Raw genomic sequence first — 20,312 nt, forward strand, 5'->3', positions numbered from 1 at the left:
TGAGAAAACGTTTTTATCTTTCCGGATGGTGCTGAATAAATAAATTTCATCCCCACCTGCAGCGAGATAATTGCGTCTTCTGGCTCCGTTAAAGGCTGAATGGTTTACAGTAATAGTGACCGCTGCGTAAGTTAAGCTGAGGGAATAACGATGCAACGCACCTTTTCGGCATTCTGGATGGTCCTGTTTTTATTCGTCGCACCGCTTCATGCGGAGCCCAGCGTCTATGGTGAACAGCGTATCAGCGGCTGGTGGAATGCGCTGACGGATGATATTTCGCAAACCTGGGAAGAGCCCCAACGTTACGACCTGTACCTGCCGTTTCTGAGCTGGCACGCTCGCTTTATGTACGACAAAGAAAAAACCGACAATTACAATGAAATGCCGTGGGGCGGCGGGCTGGGCGTTTCCCGCTATAACGAAGAGGGCAACTGGAGCGCGCTGTTCGCAATGATGTTCAAGGACTCGCACAACGAATGGCAGCCCGCGATGGGCTATGGCTGGGAGAAGGGCTGGTATCTGGATGATGCCAAAGATTTCCGCCTTGGACTCGGTGCCGCGGCGGGCATCACGGCGCGAGATGATTTTGCAAACTATGTCCCGCTACCGTTTATCTTCCCGCTGTTTTCCGCCGGGTATAAGCGCGTTACCGTCCAGTTCACCTATATTCCCGGAACCTATAACAACGGCAACGTGCTCTTTGCCTGGCTGCGCTTGGGCTTCTAAAGGGTGATCACCTTTTTTGCCACGGCGTTAGACAACACCAGCATGGAGAACAGAACTGAGGTGACGAAGGTGAGCACAATCAACGCCAGCTTCATACCGAGAGAGGTCACCGGCATCAGCGCCGTCAGCAGATGAAACACCGAGTAGTGCACAATGTACACGCCGGTCATCGTTTTGCTGATGGCGGCCAGAATGGACTCCTTAAATTCAGCATTGCGGCGAAAGCGCACGCCGTTCGCCGCAATCACCAGCGCGATGATCAAAATGTAAATTTGAGAGCCGGTGAGAATAAAGGCGTTTCTGTCCGCCTTGAACAGTGCGAAGAAGAAGTAACGCTCGTAAAACCAGGTGAAGAGGTAGATAAACGGGATGGCGACAACCGCCGCCCTGACGACATTTTTGCGGCTAATCCACTCGGCAATTTTCGGGTCGCAAAAGAGTTGCCCCGTCAGATAAAACAGCAGCCATGTCCATAGCCGATACTGCGGTGAAAGAGAAAGGACGTGCGTTCCAGGATAGAGCGCTGACAGCAGATCGTATCCGTAGGAAAAGAGCAGCAGGGCGGCAATCGCGCCGCAGAACAGCCCTCGTCGCTGGCTGAGCCACTCCACCGCCGGGTGGAAGGTGTAAATCACCACAAAGGCGAACACGAACCAGGGCTGGATTAAATACCCGCGCTGATAGGGCTCCCACAGGTAGTAGATCGTTATCCAGAACAGAAAAACAATCACCAGACTTTTAATTTTACCCAGCTGCCAGCGGGTGCCGTGCCGTGATTGTCCGTCAAGATAGCCCGCAACGACAAAAAACAGCGGCGTGGCAATCGTCGAAATAAAGGTTAAAAACCCCAGGATCCAGTGATAGTCATAATCATAACGATCCCAGGTGTTGTAGATGGTAAAGAAGGTCACCGCCGTCATACAGCCCAGCGTCTTGATAATGTTCAGCCCTGTCGCATTCATTGTTGTTTGGCTTCGTCCTTACGATGGAAACACGCATAGATCACGGGGAGTACCAGCAGCGTCAGGATTGTAGCAAACCCCAGTCCAAACATAATCACAACGGCCATGCTCTGGAAGAAAACGTCCAGCAGCAGCGGAGCCAGGCCGAGTACGGTCGTAAACGCGGTAAGCAGGATAGGGCGCAGGCGCGAGGTCGCGGCATAAACGATCGCCTCGTGCTGATCCTTTTGCGTTTTCTGCTGTTCGATCTCTTCCACCAGCACGATGCCGTTGCGGATAAGCATGCCGCTCAGGCTCAGCAGGCCAATCAGCGCCATAAAGCCAAAGGGAATGCCGGTAAGTAAAAATCCCGGCGTCACGCCAATCAGCGCCAGCGGTACGGTCAGCCAGATAGCGACGGCATTTTTTACCGAGCTGAACATCAGCACCGTAATGACAAACATCACCAGATACCCGAGAGGTAGCGTAGTGAATAGCCCCTGCTGCGCTTCGCTGGAGTTTTCCGCGTCGCCCCCCCACTCGATGCTGTAGCCGTGTGGCAGGGGAAGGGCATCTACTTGCGGCTTCACCCGGGCGAGAATGTCCCCGGAGGTTTGCTGGCTCAGCGGGTCCGGGTCCGTCTGAACCGTCAGCACCCGCGAGCGGTCGCGGCGAAGGATGAGCGGATCTTCCCACTCCAGCGAGAAGCGGCTGACGACGTTACTCAGCGGGATATACTGCTGCCGCGTCTGGCTCCAGACCAGCACGTTGTTCAGGTGACTGGCGTCCAGCCGTTCGCTCTCAGGCGGGCGCACCACGACCGGGAGCAGGTCACTGCCTTCCCGGTACAACCCCGCCCGGCTGCCGGAGAAGTTCATCTCCAGCGCGTTGTCGACGTCCTGCTTATCTACGCCAAGCTCGCGGCCCAGGGCGGCAACGTACTGTGGGCGGATCACCTTGCTGCGGTTTTGCCAGTCGTTCCTGACGCTGCCCGTGGCCGGGTCGCGCGTGAGAATATCGTCCACCTGGCTGGCAATCAGGCGCAGCCGGTCAGGGTCGGGGCCTTTAATGCGCACCTCAATGGCGCTGTCGCCGGAGGGGCCAAACATCACGCGTTTGGTGCTGGCGTTGACCTGCGGATAGTTTCGCGCGATGTACTCGTCCACGTGGCGCGTCAGGGCGGAGATGTTGCGCTGGTCGTCCATGCGCACCATGATCTGCGCATAGTTGCTGTACTGGCGCTGTCCGCTGTAGGTCAGAATAAAGCGCATACTTCCCTGACCAATGGTTGAGACGGTGGTCTCCACGCCTGGCTGGCCATTGATCGTCTTTTCAATATCGCTGGTCATTTTCTCAGTCCACTTGATATCGGTACCGTAGGGTAACCACAGGTCGACAAAGAAAATCGGCGTATTAGACGACGGGAAAAAATTTTGCCGTACGGCGCCGAAGCCCCAGACAGACGCTGCCAGCAGCGCAGCCATCACAATGAGCGTCGGTGCCTTATGGCGCAGCAGCGTGTTAAGCAGGCGCTGGTAGGCGCGGTAGAGTCGTTTATCGTAAGGGTCTGACTCGTCGGTTTTATCGGGCGCGCTGTCGTTTTTAAACAACCACCACTTAATCAGCACCGGGGTGAGGGTGAGCGCCGAGAACCAGCTCAGCATCAGGGAAATCAGCAGCACCTGGAACAGGGATTTACAGTATTCCCCGGTGGAATCCTGCGACAGCCCGATAGGAGCAAACGCCAGGATGGCAATCACCGTCGCCCCCAGCAGCGGCAGGGCGGAGCGGCGGATGATGTAGTTCACGGCGGTCAGCAGAGGCGAGCCCTGCTGTCGGGCAATCAATACCCCTTCGACAATCACGATGGCGTTATCCACCAGCATGCTGAGGGCGATAATCAGCGCCCCAAGCGAGATGCGCTGTAGCTCAATGCCACACAGATACATAATCAGCAGCGTGCCCAGCACGTTAAGGGCGAGAGAAACCGCAATGATGATCCCGCTGCGTACGCCCATAAAGATCAGCAGCACGCCGATGACAATCGCCAGCGCCATCAGGAAGTTAATAATAAAACCGTTAACGGAATGGCCCACTTCAGCGGCCTGATCGTAAAACAGGTCTATCCGTATGCCTGCCGGTTTTTCCGCCGACATCTGGTTTAGCTTCGCCTCCAGCGCGTGGCCCACGTCGATCACGTTCACCCCGGGAATAAACGAGACGCCCATGGTGACGGCTTTTTTGCCGTTGGCATGGTAGATACTCGCTGGCGATTCGTTCAGCCCGCGCGACAGCGTGGCGATATCCCGCAGACGCGTCGCCGCCCCGGTGCCGGAAGGCGTGATGATGAGATCCGCCAGTTCATCAAGATTTCCGAACTCACCGGTCGGGTGCAGGCGAATGGATTCGGTGCCGGAGGTGATTTCTCCTGCGCTGGAAACAACGTTAAGTCTGCTGAGCAGGGCGGAAAGCTGGTTCAGAGTAATGCCGCGCGCGGTCATTTTGCTCAGGGAGATATCAATGTTGACCTGCTGGCTAATCGCCCCACCGATGGCGACCTTCGCAACCCCGGGGACCAGAATCAACTCCCGGCGAAGCTGCTCCGCGTATCGCACCAGTTCAGGATTACTGAATTCATCTCCGGAAATGGCGAAGAAGAAGCCGAACACGTCGCCGAAATCGTCATTCACAAAGGGCGTGACCACGCCGGGCGGGAACTGACGCGAGGCATCGCCCACGCGGCGGCGCAGTTCATCCCAAATCTGCGGCAGCTCGTTCGAGTGATAGCGTGACGCGATGTTAACGGTGATTTGCGACAGACCGTTTGACGAGATAGAGCTGACGTTATCCAGATAAGGCAACTGCTGAAGGGCATTCTCCAGCGGAAGCGTCACCTCTTCTTCAACCTGCTGAGCGGATGCGCCGGGGTAGTGGGTGACCACCACTGCGGTTTTGATGGTAAAGGCGGGATCTTCCAGCCTGCCGATATTCAACAGGGCGAAAATCCCCCCGATGCCCAGCAGCAGGATCGTTAGCCAGACGCGAACAGGGTTATTAATAAATTGACGAGAGATATCCATTACAGTCCCCGTTCACGCGTCCAGATACGCACCGGCTGGTTAGCATGGAGTTCCCCAACGCCTGCGGCCACCACGCGCTCGCCTGCCTTAAGCCCGCTGGTGATTACCACGCCTTCGGTACTTACTTGCCCCACGCTGACCTTGCGGTCTTCCAGATGCAGCGCGTCGCCTTCGCCCGTTACGACCCAGACGTGCGGCTCGTTGCGCGGGCTGTTGTCCGGGTTAAAGACTGCCTCAACCGGTACGACCAGCGCCTGAGCGCCCGCGCCCGCCGGGAGGTTGGTTAAATTGATGGTCACCGTACCGCTTACGCCACCGACGGCGGGAAAATCATCTGGCCGCGGCATGGTCAGTATCACCTGCCAGGTCAGGGTATTGCTGTCGCTGCTGCCCGAATGCTCTTTGTAGACGGCGGTAAATTCCCGATCCGGAATGGCGTTAATTCTCACCACGGGCCGATACTGCGCGTTGCGGATATCAAAGGTCTTAAACAGGTTTTCAGGGATGCTGAACACCACGTCAAGCAGGTCGGTGCGGGTTAACGTGGCAATGGGCTGACCGGGGGACACCACCTGATGATTTCGGACATGTACGCTGGCCGCCGTCCCGCTGAAGGGGGCGACGAGCGTCATCTGATTCAGCTCTTCCCGGGCAATCTGCAGCGCCGCATTCGCCGAATCGCGGTTCGCACGCTGCACGTCCATTTCCGCTTTCGAAATCGCCTGCCGGCCCGCCAGCGTCTGGAAGCGATCGAACTGCCTCTGGGCCAGCGTCGCCGCCGTTTGTCTGTCGTTAACCCGCTGCTGGGCTTCACGGGCGTTCAGTCTGGCAAGCTGTTGCCCCTGCTTGATGGCTGCGCCCTGACGCACATCCAGCGCTTCAATTTGACCTGCGCGCTTGAAGGAAAGGTCTGTGGCATCGCCCGATTCAATGCGGGCGGGGAAAACGCGCTGCTGGGCGTGACCGGGAACCGTCACCTCCGCCACTTTTACCATCCTGGGAAGGGGAGAGTCTTGCTTCGGTTTCGGGTCGCACGCCGTGAGCGTTAACAAAACGAACGGTAAAAGAGAGAGGTAGCGGTTCACTGTATTCCCCTAATAAATAACTGTTTTATTTATTCCATAACCTGGATAGGGGTGACACTATTCTGCCAGAACAGTGACGACCATATAGGTAAATAAACCAATCGCCGTGCTGGCGATAATGGCAAGCGCAATAAACATACCCAGACGGATCAGGCTTAAACCATACATACATTCCTCCATGAGCCGGAAGCGGTAGCTGACTATGAGCATAGTCGGCGAAAAGATAAATGTTAAATAACCATTATCAGTGGGGAAGCGCTAAACCTGATATTCCTGTGCTACGTTTAATGTTAATCATCTTTTTTTACCGTAACTGGCATTAAGGGCAACCCCCTGCATTTAATGCGTTTTTTTGCTTCATTCACTCTCGTGTTGGTTATAAAAAGGATGCTCGATATGTATAAAAACATTCTCGTTCCGGTGGATGTCTACGAGACAAGCCTGGCGGATAAAGCGTTGCAGCATGCACAGTTTCTGGCGCAAAGCGCATCGGGTGACATTCATTTGCTGCACGTCATGCCCAAATTTTCAGCCGAGCTGACGCGTGGTTTTATTTCAGATGCGCGCAAAATGGATGAATATATGATTAATAATGCGAAAGAAAAGCTGTCTGACCTGGTCAAAAAATTGAATCTGCCAGAAGAGCGTGTTCATCTCCACGTCCGTAGCGGGAATGTTCGTGATGAGGTTATTAAGCTGGCGGATGAACTTACCGTCGGCGCGATTATTGTCGGCTCGCGAAATCCAAATATTCAAACCCATTTGTTAGGATCGGAGGCGGCAAGTATTGTTCGTTACGCACATGTTCCTGTTTTCGTTATTCGTTAATTACAGAGAAGCAAGGTGATTTCTGAATAGAACCTGAGGAAGGAACGATGAAAACAGGAAAACCTGAACGTCCGTATTATCAACAAACCGTTGACGAAACCCTGTCGAATATTCACTCCACCCTGGAAGGCCTTAGCGGCACAGAGGCATCAGCCCGACTACAGCAGCACGGTGAGAATGCGTTACCGCAAAAAAAGGGCAAACCCGCCTGGCTGCGCTTCCTGGCGCATTTTAACGACGTATTGATTTACGTGCTGCTGGTGGCCGCGTTGCTTAAGCTCTTTATGGGCCACTGGGTAGACATGTTTGTGATCCTTGGGGTTGCCATCATTAACGCGCTGATTGGCCATATTCAGGAGAGCAATGCTGAAAAGTCGTTGCAGAGCATTCGCAATATGCTCTCCAGCGAAGCCGTGGTGGTACGACAGGGGAATCATGAAACGATCCCCACCACGGCGCTGGTCCCGGGAGATATCGTGGTGATCCGCGCCGGGGATCGTATCCCTGCGGACCTGCGCGTGATTGAAGCGCATAACCTTCGCGTGGAGGAGGCAATCCTGACGGGCGAATCCACCGTTGTTGAGAAAAACAGCGATGCGTTAAGCGGGGAACTGCCCTTAGGTGACCGGTATAATCTGCTCTACTCAGGTACTACCGTTAGCTCCGGCGGCGGTAAAGGCGTGGTGGTGGCAACCGGGGGCGAGACCGAGCTGGGCCACATCAATCAGATGATGTCCGACATTGAAAAGCACCGCACGCCGCTGATGGTGCAGATGGATAAGCTCGGTAAGACTATCTTCATCACTATCCTGGTGATGATGGTGGCGCTGTTTGTCTTTAGCCTCCTGTTCCGGGATATGCCGGTTTCTGAACTGGTGCTGTCGCTTATCAGCCTCGCCGTTGCCGCCGTGCCGGAAGGCCTGCCGGCCATCATCTCCATCATCCTTTCGCTTGGCGTACAGGCCATGGCGCGTCGCAAGGCCATCATTCGCAAGCTGCCTACGGTTGAAACGCTGGGGGCGATGACGGTCATCTGCTCGGATAAAACCGGCACCCTGACGATGAATGAAATGACGGTCAAAGCGGTGATTACCGCTGACACGACCTATCGCGTAGAGGGCGACAGCTACGAACCGGTGGGGAATATTCACCCCGTAGATGACCCAACGCCCGTCAGCGTGACGCAGGGTTCCCTGCTGGAACGCTACCTGCGCACCATCGACCTCTGTAATGACAGCCAGCTGATCAAAGACGAGCAGGGGCTGTGGAAAATCACCGGGGGGCCAACCGAGGGCGCGCTGAAGGTGCTGGCGGCGAAAATCCCGCTCCCACCGGTCGATACCGAAATGCGCAGTAAAATCCCGTTTGATTCGCAGTATAAATACATGTCCACCCTGTACCGGCTGGGCGATGAAGAGGTGATTTTAATCACCGGCGCGCCGGACGTCCTGTTCCGCCTCTGCCAGTACCAGCAGACGAATGACGGACTGCAGCCGTTCGATCAGCCTTATTGGGAAGGGAAGATTGAAGAGTATGCCCGTGAAGGGCTGCGCATGGTGGCCGCGGCCTGGAAACCTGCCCACGAGGGACAACGCGAGCTGGATCATCCGGACCTGCATGACGGCGTGATCCTGCTGGGTATCGCAGGAATGATGGATCCGCCGCGTCCGGAGGCCATTACCGCCATTGCCGACTGTCTGCAGGCCGGGATCCGCGTGAAAATGATCACCGGCGACCACCCGCAAACGGCCATGAGCATTGGGCAAATGTTGGGGATTGGTAACGCCGCAAGCGCTATCACCGGACGTGAGCTGGAAGCGATGGACGATCGTCAGCTGAGCGACGCCGCACAGCAGTACGATATTTTCGCCCGAACCAGCCCGGAGGATAAATTCCGCCTTGTGCAGGCTCTGCAAAGTAAACAGGAAGTCGTGGGAATGACCGGGGATGGCGTAAATGATGCCCCAGCGCTCAAGCGTGCGGATGTGGGTATCGCCATGGGGATTAAGGGGACTGAAGTCACCAAGGAAGCCGCCGACATGGTGTTAACGGATGACAACTTTGCCACCATTGCCAGCGCGGTGCACGAGGGACGCCGGGTTTACGACAACCTGAAAAAGACCATTCTGTTCGTTATCCCCAGCAACATCGCGCAGGCCCTGCTGATTATCATCGCGCTGCTGGCGGGGAACCTGATCCCGCTGACGCCGGTCCTGATCCTGTGGATGAACATGGCGACGTCGGCAACGCTGTCGTTTGGCCTGGCGTTTGAAGCGGGTGAGAAGGACATCATGAACCGGCCACCGCGCAAGGCGAATCTCCATGTGATGGACGGCTATGCCATCTGGCGCGTGGTATTTGTCGGTCTGATGATTGCCATTAGCGCCTTCGTGCTGGAAGCCTGGCTACAGCCGCGCGGCTACTCGGCAGAATTTATCCGCACCGTGCTGCTGCAAACCCTGGTCACTGCGCAGTGGTTCTACATGCTCAACTGCCGCGTTAATGACGGCTTCTCGCTGAGCAAAGGCCTGCTGGCGAACAAAGGGATTTGGATCGTGAGCGGCGTACTGCTGGCGCTACAGCTTCTTATCATTTACGCACCGTTCATGCAGATGCTGTTTGGCACCGAAGCGCTGCCGTTCCGCTACTGGGTCATCACCTTCCTGATTGGTTTTGTGATGTTCCTTATTGTCGAGGCGGAGAAAGTGCTGACGCGCAGGTGGCGCAAAACCGAGGCGTGATAGCGTAAACTGAGAAAGCCTGCCTGAGTCCGGGCTTTCTCTTTTTTGAGCGCAGAAAACTATGATTCGACTTACCTGGTTCGTCCTTACGCTGTGTGCCGCTGTACCCGGTGCGTTTGCCGTAACCTATACGCTCCCGCCGGAAGGCAGTCGTCTGGTGGGCACCCCGATTATCATCACCGTTCCCGAAGGCAATACGCTGCCTCTGGAAGCCTTTGCCGCGCAGCACGGGCAGGGGCTGAGCAACCTGCTGGAAGCAAACCCGGGCGTGGATCCTTTTTTGCCCAAATCCGGCACCCGGCTGGTGATACCCCAGCAGCTGATTTTGCCTGACACCGTCCGCGAGGGCATTATCGTCAATGCGGCGGAGATGCGCCTCTACTACTACCCGCCAGGCGGTAACACCGTTGAAGTGCTGCCCATCGGCATCGGTCAGGCCGGGCGCGAAACCCCGCGTAACTGGGTGACGGCCGTTGAGCGTAAGCAGGAGGGGCCAACCTGGTCTCCGACGCCGAATACGCGTCGCGCCTATGCGGCAGAAGGGAAAACGCTGCCGGCATTCGTGCCCGCCGGGCCGGATAACCCGATGGGGCTGTATGCGATTTATATCGGCAGGCTGTATGCCATTCACGGCACAAACTCGAATTTCGGCATCGGGCTGCGGGTGAGCCAGGGCTGTATCCGTCTGCGTAATAACGACATCAAATATCTTTTCGAAAACGTTCCCGTGGGAACCCGCGTGCAGCTTATCGATCGGCCTGTAAAGATGACCACGGAGCCGGACGGCAGCCGCTGGGTGGAAGTTCACGAGCCATTATCACGTAACCGTGCGGAATTTGAGTCAACCCGGAAAGTGCCGCTGCCTATTTCAGCCGCGCAGCGGACGCAGCTGATAAACGAGGGCGCGGGCGCTGAGCTGGAACGGCGGTCGGGGATACCGGTTAAGATTGGCATGTGAAGGGATAGCGCGGGCTGGTGCCCTCACCCCAGCCCTCTGACGCGGGAGAGGGTGCAAACACTAAAAACGGCAACCCGGTTGCCGTTTTGCATTTACCTTGCGCAGAAAAGCAAAAAGCCTGCTTTAAAAGCAGGCTTTTCAAATTTGGCTCCTCTGACTGGACTCGAACCAGTGACATACGGATTAACAGTCCGCCGTTCTACCGACTGAACTACAGAGGAATCGTGTGAACGGGGCGCATATTATCGACCTGCGTTCGCCTTGTCAAAGGGTGGATCAACGCCTTTTGATCGTTTGCTGACAAAATCGGCAAAGTGATGTTTTTGGCAGCGGAATGCACCGTCATGGTGCGGGTATACCCCTAATGGGGCAGATCATAAACTGCTGTTTCGGTAATAAAACCCCCCTCCATGATTAGGTTTCCTTATTTTCAGGCGCTTAGCGAACAATTTGGACCGCCTGGTAAAAGTGGCATTCATATTGCAAAACCTGTTCAACAACGACAGCCGGTTCCGGCACAGCATTTCGAACAGGGGGCAAAATGAACTTAAGACGACTGAAATACTTCGTAAAAATCGTCGATATCGGCAGCCTGACTCAAGCGGCAGAAGTGCTGCATATCGCGCAGCCTGCGCTGAGCCAGCAGGTGGCTACTCTGGAAGGCGAGATGGATCAGCAGCTGTTGATCCGCACCAAACGCGGCGTCACGCCAACGGAAGCAGGCAAGATCCTGTACACCCATGCGCGCACCATCCTTCGCCAGTGTGAGCAGGCGCAGCTGGCGGTAAATAACGTGGGCCAGACCCTGAGCGGGCACGTGTCTATCGGACTGGCGCCGGGAACGGCCGCGTCCTCTATTACCATGCCGCTGCTGCAGGCCGTCCGCGCCGAGCTGCCTGAAGTGCTGGTGTACCTGCACGAAAACAGCGGCTCCGTGCTGAATGACAAACTGCTCAACGGCCAGCTGGATATGGCGGTCCTTTACGATCGCTCCCCGGTCGCCGGCATCACCAGCCAGCCGCTGCTGAAAGAAGATCTCTACCTCGTGGGCACCCGCGACTGTCCGGGCCAGAGCGTCGACCTTACCGCCGTGGCAGAGATGAACCTCTATCTGCCGCGCGACTACAGCGCTGTGCGCGTGCGCGTGGATGAAGCGTTCTCCCTGCGCCGCCTGACGGCCAAAATCATCGGCGAAATTGACTCGATCTCCACGCTCACCGCGGCCATTGCCAGCGGAATGGGCGTGACGGTTCTGCCGGAGTCCGCCGCACGCTCGCTGTGCAGCGCGGCGAACGGCTGGATGGCGCGCATCACCACGCCATCGATGAGCCTGCCGCTGTCGCTGAACATGTCTGCACGCGGTTCGCTGACGCCGCAGGCGCAGGCGGTAAAAGAGATTTTGATGTCGCTGGTCAGCAAGCCGTCGCTTGAGAACCGTGAACTTCAGCTCGTGAGCTGATATTCCATAAAAGCATAAGATGCTGGTTTTTATTATTTGTTCTGCAGCGCGGCTGACTCTAACAATAGAGCTATGTCAGATGCGCCGGAGTGAATCGTGAATTTCCAGCAACTTAAAATTATCCGTGAGGCGGCCAGGCGGGACTACAACCTGACCGAGGTCGCCAATATGCTTTATACCTCTCAGTCCGGCGTCAGCCGCCACATTCGCGAGCTGGAAGAGGAGCTGGGCATAGAGATCTTTATCCGTCGCGGCAAGCGGCTGCTCGGCATGACGGAGCCGGGTAAGGCTCTGCTCACCATCGCAGAGCGGATCCTCAACGAGGCCAGCAACGTGCGTCGTCTGGCGGATCTCTTTACCAATGACGCCTCGGGCGTACTCATCATCGCCACCACCCACACCCAGGCGCGCTACAGCCTGCCGCCGGTGATTAAAGCGTTCCGCGAACTTTTCCCCGACGTCCGTCTGGAGCTCATCCAGGGCACGCCGCAGGAAATTGAAGTGCTGCTGCAAAACGGTGGGGCGGATATCGGCATTGCCAGCGAACGCCTGAGCAACGACCCGCTGCTGGTGGCCTTTCCCTGGTTCCGCTGGTACCACAGCCTATTACTCCCGGTCGATCACCCGCTGAATCAGGTTTCCCCTCTGACGCTGGAAGACGTTGCGAAATGGCCGCTGATCACCTACCGCCAGGGGATCACCGGACGTTCGCGCATAGACGAGGCGTTCAACCGCAAAGGGCTAACGCCGGACGTGGTGCTGAGCGCGCAGGATTCTGACGTGATCAAAACCTACGTCGAGCTGGGTCTCGGCATTGGCCTGGTGGCGGAACAGTCCAGCGGAGAACGCGAGGACGGAAACCTGGTACGTCTCGATACGCGTCACCTGTTTGACGCCAACACCGTATGGCTTGGCCTGAAGCGCGGGCAGCTGCAGCGCAACTACGTGTGGCGCTTTATCGAACTCTGCAACGCCGGGCTGTCGGTGGATGAGATTAAACGCCAGGTGATGGAGCCGGAAGAAGTGGCGATTGATTATCAGATTTAGGTGCTGATATGCCCGGTAGCGCTGCGCTGACCGGGCTCATCGCTTAGTTGAACGGATATTTTTTAAAGACCGCCTGTGATTCGAATGATTCGGCAACCGCCTGAATCTCTCTAAAATCCGCAGCGTTAACGACGTGCGGGATCATCGACTGAATAAACGTCCAGACAACCGTGCTCGTGACGGCAACCTGATCGGGAGTTGCGGAGGCCGGACGCGTCTTCAGCAAGGCATTCCATTCCCTGCAGGCCGCCAGCAGCTGGGTGGTAACGCGTTCGACCCATAAAGCGTGCTGCTTTTCCACCGGGCGCTGGTGGTGTTCATACACATTTTGCACGGCTTTCTCCGCGGCGGCGAGGATAAAGCCCAGCGTCTGAAGATCGTTTGCCAGCGCATCCGGCGCGACGGGAAGGAGCCTCCGCTCGGGTGCGGCCTGAGCCTCGAAATAATTCAGTATCAGCGACGAATCCATCAAACGTATTCCGTTATCCAGAATCAGCGTGGGCGCTTTTACCGCGGGGTTGATTCGGGAGAACGCTTCGAAAGTGCTAAAGACCGACAGCGGCTGGCTTTCAAACTCAACGCCATAAATTTCAAGGGAGATCGCCACGCGCCGTACATAAGGTGAATCCATCATGCCAACAAGCTTAATCATCGTTGCCGTTTTCCTGTCTCTGTGAAATAACGCGTCATTGAAGAGAATGAACAAACAGTACAATACAAACTTCCTGGCGAATATCTTCAGTATCTTAACGTAAAGGTTAGTATTACTGACATGTGGGCAAGTTGCCGTTATACATCCAGCGCGGATAAGGGAGTGCTTTCATGTCGGATTTTCCACCCATTGCCAGTTTGCGAAGCTTTGAAGCCGTCGCCCGTCTTGGCAGCGTGACGCTGGCGGCGAAAGAGCTCCACGTTACCCATTCCGCTATCAGCCAGCAGATCAAAGTGCTGGAGGAGATGGTGGGCGTTAAGCTCTTTATCCGCCAGGGACGCGGGGTGCAGATCAACGAAGAAGGGCGGCTCTATGCCTTACAGGTACGCGAGGCGCTGAACCATATTGCGGATGCCACCCGGCTCGTACAGGTGAAGCCGAGAAAGCAGGAGCTGACGCTGGCGATGGTGCCGTCTTTTGGATGCCACTGGCTGTTGCCGCGTCTGGAACGCTTTCGGGCGAAATATCCGCTTATCACCCTTCGGATCCAGGCCAGCCTGACGGTCACCAGCCTGCAGCAGGAGGGGATAGACATCGCGATACGGATGGGGAAGGGAAACTGGGAAGGGAGCGAAAGCCATTACCTTTTTTCCGATGAGCTTATTGTGGTGGCCGCACCCGGCTATAACGGCGGCGAGCTGCCCGCTACGCCAGCTGAGATTGCAAAGAGTCATATTATTTTTTCCATGGAGTCGTGGAAAACGTGGTGCGTGAATGCGGGGCTGGAGAAGGAGATCGTGCCTGGCGGTTTATGCATTAACGACTCGAATTTAATTATCGAAGCCGTTCGGCTCGGGAAAGGGATCGTGCTGGAGCGTCGCTCTCTGGTTCAGGATGCCATCACCCGGGGCGATCTGGTCCAGTTAACCTCCATTACCGCGCCGTATCCCTGGCCTTACTGGCTGGTGACGGCGCGGTCAACGGAGATGAAGCCGGAGGTGGCTCTTTTTGTCGCGTGGCTGAACGAAGAAGTGGCGGCCTGGCGGCAGTTGCTGGGCTGCTGAACTTTTTCCGATGCTGCTCGTAACAAAATGAATATCCAACAAGGGATACATAGAATTACTCCGGCACGCATTCAGTATTTCCGTAACTCCACAAGATTCTGCTTTTCCATCTCTGCATAATCATTGCTATAGCTTTGCATGTATATAGCTTTTGATCTATATTGGATGGGAGGTCTTGTGTGGGCAATTAACACGACGGACAGGTTTGATCGCTGGTTCACTTCGCTTGACGATACCGATCGCGCCAGCGTACTTGCAGCATTGCTTGTTTTGCGAGAGAAGGGGCCGGGTTTATCGAGACCTTACGTTGATACGCTTAAAGGCTCTCGTCACAGCAACATGAAAGAGCTACGTATTCAGAGTAAGGGCGATCCCTTGCGGGCGTTTTTCGCCTTTGATCCAAACCGCACGGGTATCGTGCTTTGTGCGGGCAATAAGATCGGCAATGAAAGGCGATTCTACGATGAGATGCTTCTCGTTGCTGACCGGGAATTCACTCACTGGCTGAATAGATTAAAAGAGAGGGAATAGCGCGATGGGAAGAACCCTTGAGCAGCTTATAGCGGATGAAAAGCCGGAGGTTGTCGCCAGCGCTCAGGCGATAGCAACGGATATTTTGCTCAACATTCATCTTGCTGAGTTACGCGAGAAAGTACAAAAAACGCAGGTAGAAATGGCGCAGGCGTTAGGTATCAGGCAACCTACCGTTGCGGTAATGGAAAAGCCCGGGCGCGATTTGAAACTCTCTTCTCTCAAGCGCTACGTTGAGGCGGCGGGCGGAAAGCTGCGGCTTGATGTGGAGCTGCCGGATGGCTCGCACTATGAGTTTGTGCTGTAGGGCAGAAAAGCATAAAGCCTGCTTCAAAACCGCCAGCATGACCGTCACTCGGCGGTGATGAGCGAATAGATGCAGTTACTTATGGGTAGAAGTGGGGACATGCTGCTGCATCAATTCAACGATCCAATCAATAAAAACGCGCAGTTTGGCGTTAACGTGGCGGTTCGGCGGAAAGGCCAGGTAAATGGGCATTGGGTTAATACGCCAGTCTTCAAATAGCGGAATCAAGGCGCCACAAGCCTGATGTGCTGCCGCCATATAGACGGGTAGCGCAATCACGCCTAATCCCGCGAGCCCGGCTTCGAGGTAGGCATTGCCATCATCCACTGCAAGCACGTAGCTGCCCGTGATTTCAATATGTTCGCTCTCACCGTGCAGTACCAGAGGATCAACCTTACCGGTGCGTGAGGACAAGAATCCCACTATGCGATGGTCCGTGTTTTCCAGCTCTCGCGGATGCGCAGGGGCACCGAGGCGTTCCACATAGCTCGGTGCGACGTAAACACCGATTTGTAAATCGCCGACATGGCGTGCGATCAGGGACTGGTCGTTGATTGCACCGCCGCGCACGACGCAATCCACGTTGTCGCCGATCAGATCCACCACCCGGTCACTCACGCCCATGTCGAACTGGATATCCGGGTAGCGCGCGTGAAAAGCCGGTAGCGCGGGCACCAGCACCAGGCGGGCGAGAGGAGTGGGCACATCTATCCGTAGCCGTCCCCTGGGCGTCATCGCCGAACTGGAGAGGCTATTTTCAGCATCTTCCATGTCCGCCAGCAGGCGGATGACGCGCTCGTAGTAGACCGCGCCATCAGGAGTCACACCGAGCCTGCGGGTAGTACGATGGAGCAGCCTGACGCGCAGTCGCGCTTCCAGCTGCTGAATAAGCTGCGTCACCGTGGTTTTGCTCATATGAAGCGTTTGGGCAGCCCTGGTGAAACTGCCTGCCTCCACCACGCGAGCAAAGGCGCGCATCGCATCGAAACGATCCATCCCTTGTCCTCTTTTTTCATCGATTGTTTGGATATTACAAACAATGATGGACAAAGTCGCTTGTTTATCCGCCCGCTCCGGCGCCTGTAAAGTGTCTTTATGCTCACCGGGCAGATTTCGCCCCATTACAGAGGTACAAACATGACAACGCGCGAAGCCGTTTTTCCCTACGGTCGGCAGGCGCTCTATGAGCGCAATCGCTATTCACCCGCCATCAAATCTAACGGCTTCCTGTTTGTTTCGGGGCAGGTTGGTAGCCGGGAGGATGGTTCGCCTGAAGAGGATCTCAACGCGCAGATCCGGTTTGCATTCGATAACCTTAATGCTGTTCTTACGGCTGCGGGCTGCACGTTCGATGACGTGGTTGACGTTACCCTCTTTGTCGTCGATCCCGAGTCAAACCTCGACGCAATCTGGAGTATCCTGCCAGAATACTGGGGGGACGCGCCTTACCCGACGTTAACCGGGATCGGCGTGACGTGGCTGTACGGATTCCAGTTTGAGATTAAGGTGATTGCCAGGCTGCCCTAAGCGTTACGGGTCTTTCCGACGGTCAAAGACAATACAGCGGGCGCAGCTTCGATCCGGAAGCCGCCTCGCATTTCGTTTATCCGATACGCCATAATCCTTTGAACCGCAAAAACAGTTTTCTATTATCAGCCTTCTTAGTTCCGCGCTTCGTTCCCACCTGCACTGTCCTTCGATGGATAACGGCTTTATGGACACTTAAATACGAAAAGGAAATCACCATGAATCTGATGAATAATTGTGCACCTCCAGCCATGAATGTTATATTAAAATATAATATTCGGAGGTGCGCTATGTATACAACTCGTCTGAAAAAGGTCGGTGGATCCATCATGCTGGCAGTTCCACCCGCCGTGCTGAAAACGCTCGAGCTGTCGACGGACAGCGAAGTCGGCATGACTATTAATAATGGCTGCCTGATTATTGAACCCCAGAAGCGGCCTCACTATTCGCTTGAGGAGCTGCTGGCGCAGTGCGATCCGCACGCTGAAATGAGCGAAGAAGAGCGGGAATGGATCGATGCGCCTGCGGTGGGCAAGGAGATCCTGTAAATGGAAAGAGGGGAAATCTGGCTTGTTTCACTGGATCCGATTGCTGGCCACGAGCAAAGTGGAAAACGTCCGGTTCTTATCGTATCGAAGGCATCGTTTAACAAGCTGACCCGGTTACCGGTAGTGGTTCCCGTCACCAGCGGCGGAAACTTTGCACGTACAGCAGGATTCACCGTTTCACTGGAAGGGGCGGGGACAACAACAACGGGCGTTATTCGCTGCGACCAGCCCAGAACCATTGATATGTCTGCCCGGAACGGCATGCGGCTGGAACGCATACCTGACGCGGTTGTATATGAAGTGCTTGCCAGGCTGGATGCGATTCTGAGTTAACTTCAAAAAAGCAAAAAGCCTGCTTCAAAAGCAGGCTTTTCAAATCTGGCTCCTCTGACTGGACTCGAACCAGTGACATACGGATTAACAGTCCGCCGTTCTACCGACTGAACTACAGAGGAATCGTGTGAACGAGGCGAATAGTAGCGGCCTCGGTACGCCTTGTCAAAGGGTGAAAACGCACTTTTCGTTTGTTTGCCGACAATTTCAGCAAATCGCTGATTTTATAGCAAATTCGCGTTGAAATTACACAGCAAAAAGCGCCGCCCGCAGGCGGCGCGCAGGATCAGAACAGTACGGAGTAGTTCAGACCAAACGTACGTCCGCGGCCTTTATAGGTATACAGCCCCGGTGCGCCGTAGGTTGGGCTATACAGCCCCGGTGCGCGCTGGCCCCAGGCGGTGGTGTAGTCTTTGTCCAGCAGGTTTTCCACGCTGAAGCTGACCTTACCCACCGGCAGGGCGTAGCTGCCCAGGAAGTCGACCGTGTTATAGCCATCGATCTTCTTGCCGTCGGAGTCTGACACGTCAAAGGTCTGCGTGCTCTGCACGCGCAGGGTCCAGTCGCCCGGCGCCCAGTTGACCCAAGCGCTGGCTTTCGACGGGCTGGCGCTGTCAACCGTCAGCTTCTCCCATTTGCCGTTTTCGCGCGTTTCAGACTTGATGGCGTTAAAGTTCGCTCCGGTGCTCCAGTCGCTGTCGGTGAAGAAATAGTCCACCTGACCTTCAACCCCGTAGATACGACGCTTGTCGTCTTCCAGGTTGATGGTCATATCCGTCTTGTTGATGGTGATGGTTTTATCCGAGAGCGAGTAATACGCCGCGACCTGCGTGCGCAGGTTATCGCCAGTGTAGCGCCAGCCCAGCTCATAAGCGTTGACCTTGATACCGTCCAGCGTCGAGTCGTTCACGTTGACGCTGTTCAGCAGACGATAGTGACCGTTGCTGAGCTGATAGGTACCGGAGCCGTAGTACTTCGCCAGGTCCGGAATTTCGAAGCCCTGGGAGAAGTTAAACCACAGCTGCTGCTGTTCGGTCAGGCGACCGAGGATCCCGGCGTTAAACAGGAAGTTGTTGTAATCGGTTTTCCCGCCCGGCACCGCGTCGGCGGAGGTGGCTTTCCCGGTGGCGATGGCCTGCTGCTGGGTATAGCCAACAAAGTCGTCCACCTTGTTTTCGGTGTACTGATAGCGCACGCCGCCGCTCAGGGTGATGGCGTCGATGTCGTAGCTGGCCTGCAGGAACGGGGCGAGGTTGGTGATGCTGTAGCCAGGGTAACGGCCCACGTTGTAGGCGTTATCCAGCTCCATACCGCCGCTCGCTGCGGCCTTGCTCAGGTTGAAGAACTGCTGGTTGGCATCGAAGGTTTCGTGGTCGGCATCCACACCCCAGGTCAGCGTTAAATCGTCCACCGGCTTGCTGTTCAGCGTCAGCTTGCCGCCGTAAAAATCGGTTTTCTGCTGCGACGCGCCGATGCTGCTCACCACGCCTTTGGTCAGGGTCGGGAACGGATAATAGGTCAGGCTCTCGTCGCGATAGTAAATCTGCGCGACCAGATCCTGGCCCCAAAAATCGGTATTGGAGTACTGCAGGTTAATCAGATGGCGCTCGGTGCCCGGTACGCGGTCAGAATCGAGATTATCTTTGTTGTACGCGGTCGCATCGCCCGTTACCGCCGAGAAGTTCTTCCCGAGATACAGCCCATGCTTGCCGTCGGACTCGCTCTTGTAGTACTGCGTCGTCAGCTGCAGCTGCTGGCGATCGTCAATGTTGATGGTGCCTGTGCCCATCACATCAATACGGTCGGAATACTGGAGGCCGGTCTGGGTGTTATCGATAATCACCTCGTTGCCTTTGCCATCATACCAGCCGCCGTAGCGCTGGTACGACACCGACAGACGACCGGAGGCTTTGTCGTTACCGCCGCTTACGGCTGCCGACACGTTCTCATCGTGATCGTTGTGGCTGTTAAACCCGCTCTTTGTCCCGGTCTGGAACTCAACTTCGGTATCCGGCTGGCCCTTTTTGGTGACGATGTTCACCAGGCCGCCGGTGCTGCCGCCGCCGTAGAGCGAGGTGGCGCCGGAGATAACCTCGATACGGTCAATGTTGAACGGATCGATAGAGTCCAGCTGGCGGCTGTCGCTGCGGGACGAGTTCAGGCGAACGCCGTCCACCATCACCATCATGGAGCGGCCGCGCAGGTTCATGCCGTAGTTGGTACGGCCCTGGCTGCTGACGTCCATGCCCGGGATCAGCTGCGCCAGCACCTCTTTAATCTCTTTCCCGCCCTGAACCTGCTGCTCAATTTCAGCCCGCTCAATGACCCAGGTGGTCTGCGCCATCTCGGCCACGCTGCGGTGCGCGCGGCTGGCGGAGACAACGATATTTTCTTCCTTTTGTTCTTCCGCCCACGCAGAGGTAGAAAGCATTGCAAGCAAGCAAGGATTTAAAACCCAAAGATGAGAACGTTTCATTGTTATGTT

18 protein-coding genes and 2 tRNA genes are annotated in these 20,312 nt (G+C 55.9%); 12 read left to right on the plus strand and 8 right to left on the minus strand.

Annotated elements, in window-relative coordinates:
* Window positions 1-150: 150 nt before the first annotated feature.
* The gene (gene pagP, locus ACZ6J2_RS07640) at window positions 151-726 is read left to right on the plus strand and encodes a lipid IV(A) palmitoyltransferase PagP (protein WP_319876287.1); all 576 of its coding nucleotides are present in this window, start codon (window positions 151-153) and stop codon (window positions 724-726) included.
* Here pagP and ACZ6J2_RS07645 read toward each other — a convergent pair.
* Genes ACZ6J2_RS07645 through ACZ6J2_RS07655 form a run of 3 tightly spaced genes read right to left on the minus strand, consistent with a single transcriptional unit; the run spans window position 723 to window position 5,832 of the window.
* Window positions 723-1,688, minus strand: coding sequence for an acyltransferase (locus ACZ6J2_RS07645; protein ID WP_471725313.1), 966 nt, complete (start codon window positions 1,686-1,688; stop codon window positions 723-725). The two genes, pagP and ACZ6J2_RS07645, sit on opposite strands and share 4 nt — an antisense overlap.
* Window positions 1,685-4,747 carry an efflux RND transporter permease subunit gene (locus ACZ6J2_RS07650; protein ID WP_471725314.1) on the minus strand — a complete coding sequence of 1,021 codons (3,063 nt, stop codon included), beginning with the start codon at window positions 4,745-4,747 and terminating at the stop codon, window positions 1,685-1,687. The genes ACZ6J2_RS07645 and ACZ6J2_RS07650 overlap by 4 nt, the downstream gene beginning before the upstream one ends.
* Window positions 4,747-5,832, minus strand: a complete 1,086-nt coding sequence (locus tag ACZ6J2_RS07655; protein ID WP_064672772.1) for an efflux RND transporter periplasmic adaptor subunit — start codon at window positions 5,830-5,832, stop codon at window positions 4,747-4,749. Before ACZ6J2_RS07655 ends, ACZ6J2_RS07650 begins: the two co-directional genes overlap by 1 nt.
* Window positions 5,833-6,228: 396 nt before the next feature.
* On the opposite strand from ACZ6J2_RS07655, the gene ACZ6J2_RS07660 reads away from it, so the two are divergent.
* The 3 genes from ACZ6J2_RS07660 (at window position 6,229) to ldtA (ending at window position 10,359) form a co-directional block, all read left to right on the plus strand.
* Window positions 6,229-6,660: a universal stress protein gene (locus ACZ6J2_RS07660; protein ID WP_471725315.1), complete on the plus strand. Its 432-nt coding sequence runs from the start codon at window positions 6,229-6,231 to the stop codon at window positions 6,658-6,660.
* Between the two features lie 47 nt (window positions 6,661-6,707).
* On the plus strand, window positions 6,708-9,401 hold the full coding sequence (locus ACZ6J2_RS07665) for a cation-transporting P-type ATPase (RefSeq protein ID WP_033145935.1): 2,694 nt from the start codon (window positions 6,708-6,710) through the stop codon (window positions 9,399-9,401).
* Window positions 9,402-9,462: 61 nt separating this feature from the next.
* Window positions 9,463-10,359, plus strand: a complete 897-nt coding sequence (ldtA, locus tag ACZ6J2_RS07670; protein ID WP_471725316.1) for a L,D-transpeptidase — start codon at window positions 9,463-9,465, stop codon at window positions 10,357-10,359.
* Window positions 10,360-10,504: 145 nt separating this feature from the next.
* On the opposite strand, the gene ACZ6J2_RS07675 is transcribed toward ldtA, so the two are convergent.
* Window positions 10,505-10,580, minus strand: a tRNA-Asn gene (locus ACZ6J2_RS07675).
* A 320-nt stretch (window positions 10,581-10,900) separates the two neighbouring features.
* Here ACZ6J2_RS07675 and nac point away from each other — a divergent pair.
* Together nac and cbl are read left to right on the plus strand one after the other, a co-directional pair.
* Window positions 10,901-11,818, plus strand: a complete 918-nt coding sequence (nac, locus tag ACZ6J2_RS07680; protein WP_033145933.1) for a nitrogen assimilation transcriptional regulator NAC — start codon at window positions 10,901-10,903, stop codon at window positions 11,816-11,818.
* A 96-nt stretch (window positions 11,819-11,914) separates the two neighbouring features.
* Window positions 11,915-12,865 carry an HTH-type transcriptional regulator Cbl gene (gene cbl / locus ACZ6J2_RS07685; RefSeq protein WP_471725317.1) on the plus strand — a complete coding sequence of 317 codons (951 nt, stop codon included), beginning with the start codon at window positions 11,915-11,917 and terminating at the stop codon, window positions 12,863-12,865.
* A gap of 43 nt (window positions 12,866-12,908) precedes the next feature.
* Here the strand turns inward: cbl and ACZ6J2_RS07690 are convergent, their stop codons facing one another.
* Window positions 12,909-13,517 (minus strand): glutathione S-transferase family protein, encoded by a 609-nt coding sequence (locus ACZ6J2_RS07690; RefSeq protein ID WP_471725318.1) that lies wholly within the window; start codon window positions 13,515-13,517, stop codon window positions 12,909-12,911.
* A 170-nt stretch (window positions 13,518-13,687) separates the two neighbouring features.
* Here ACZ6J2_RS07690 and ACZ6J2_RS07695 point away from each other — a divergent pair, with 170 nt between their 5' ends.
* The 3 genes from ACZ6J2_RS07695 to ACZ6J2_RS07705 all read left to right on the plus strand — a co-directional run bounded on the left by ACZ6J2_RS07695 (window position 13,688) and on the right by ACZ6J2_RS07705 (window position 15,419).
* The gene (locus ACZ6J2_RS07695) at window positions 13,688-14,581 is read left to right on the plus strand and encodes a LysR substrate-binding domain-containing protein (RefSeq protein WP_471725319.1); all 894 of its coding nucleotides are present in this window, start codon (window positions 13,688-13,690) and stop codon (window positions 14,579-14,581) included.
* Window positions 14,582-14,758: 177 nt separating this feature from the next.
* On the plus strand, window positions 14,759-15,112 hold the full coding sequence (locus ACZ6J2_RS07700; RefSeq protein WP_471725320.1) for a type II toxin-antitoxin system RelE/ParE family toxin: 354 nt from the start codon (window positions 14,759-14,761) through the stop codon (window positions 15,110-15,112).
* A 4-nt stretch (window positions 15,113-15,116) separates the two neighbouring features.
* Window positions 15,117-15,419, plus strand: a complete 303-nt coding sequence (locus ACZ6J2_RS07705; RefSeq protein ID WP_029741460.1) for a helix-turn-helix domain-containing protein — start codon at window positions 15,117-15,119, stop codon at window positions 15,417-15,419.
* A gap of 75 nt (window positions 15,420-15,494) precedes the next feature.
* On the opposite strand, the gene ACZ6J2_RS07710 is transcribed toward ACZ6J2_RS07705, so the two are convergent.
* Window positions 15,495-16,415, minus strand: coding sequence for a LysR family transcriptional regulator (locus tag ACZ6J2_RS07710; RefSeq protein ID WP_471725321.1), 921 nt, complete (start codon window positions 16,413-16,415; stop codon window positions 15,495-15,497).
* Between the two features lie 141 nt (window positions 16,416-16,556).
* Between ACZ6J2_RS07710 and ACZ6J2_RS07715 the strand changes: the two genes are divergently transcribed.
* The 3 genes from ACZ6J2_RS07715 (at window position 16,557) to ACZ6J2_RS07725 (ending at window position 17,827) form a co-directional block, all read left to right on the plus strand.
* Window positions 16,557-16,946, plus strand: coding sequence for a RidA family protein (locus ACZ6J2_RS07715; RefSeq protein WP_471725322.1), 390 nt, complete (start codon window positions 16,557-16,559; stop codon window positions 16,944-16,946).
* Window positions 16,947-17,236: 290 nt separating this feature from the next.
* A complete protein-coding gene (locus ACZ6J2_RS07720) occupies window positions 17,237-17,494 on the plus strand; it encodes an AbrB/MazE/SpoVT family DNA-binding domain-containing protein (RefSeq protein WP_045286302.1) in 258 nt (85 codons plus the stop codon).
* Window positions 17,495-17,827 (plus strand): type II toxin-antitoxin system PemK/MazF family toxin, encoded by a 333-nt coding sequence (locus ACZ6J2_RS07725; protein ID WP_471725323.1) that lies wholly within the window; start codon window positions 17,495-17,497, stop codon window positions 17,825-17,827. It abuts the gene before it with no gap.
* 46 nt (window positions 17,828-17,873) lie between these two features.
* On the opposite strand, the gene ACZ6J2_RS07730 is transcribed toward ACZ6J2_RS07725, so the two are convergent.
* Window positions 17,874-17,949: transfer RNA gene (locus tag ACZ6J2_RS07730), tRNA-Asn, on the minus strand.
* Between the two features lie 164 nt (window positions 17,950-18,113).
* Window positions 18,114-20,303, minus strand: a complete 2,190-nt coding sequence (locus ACZ6J2_RS07735; protein WP_471725324.1) for a TonB-dependent siderophore receptor — start codon at window positions 20,301-20,303, stop codon at window positions 18,114-18,116.
* Window positions 20,304-20,312: the final 9 nt, after the last annotated feature.

The sequence above is a fragment of the Enterobacter sp. E14S genome, assembly GCF_055666685.1.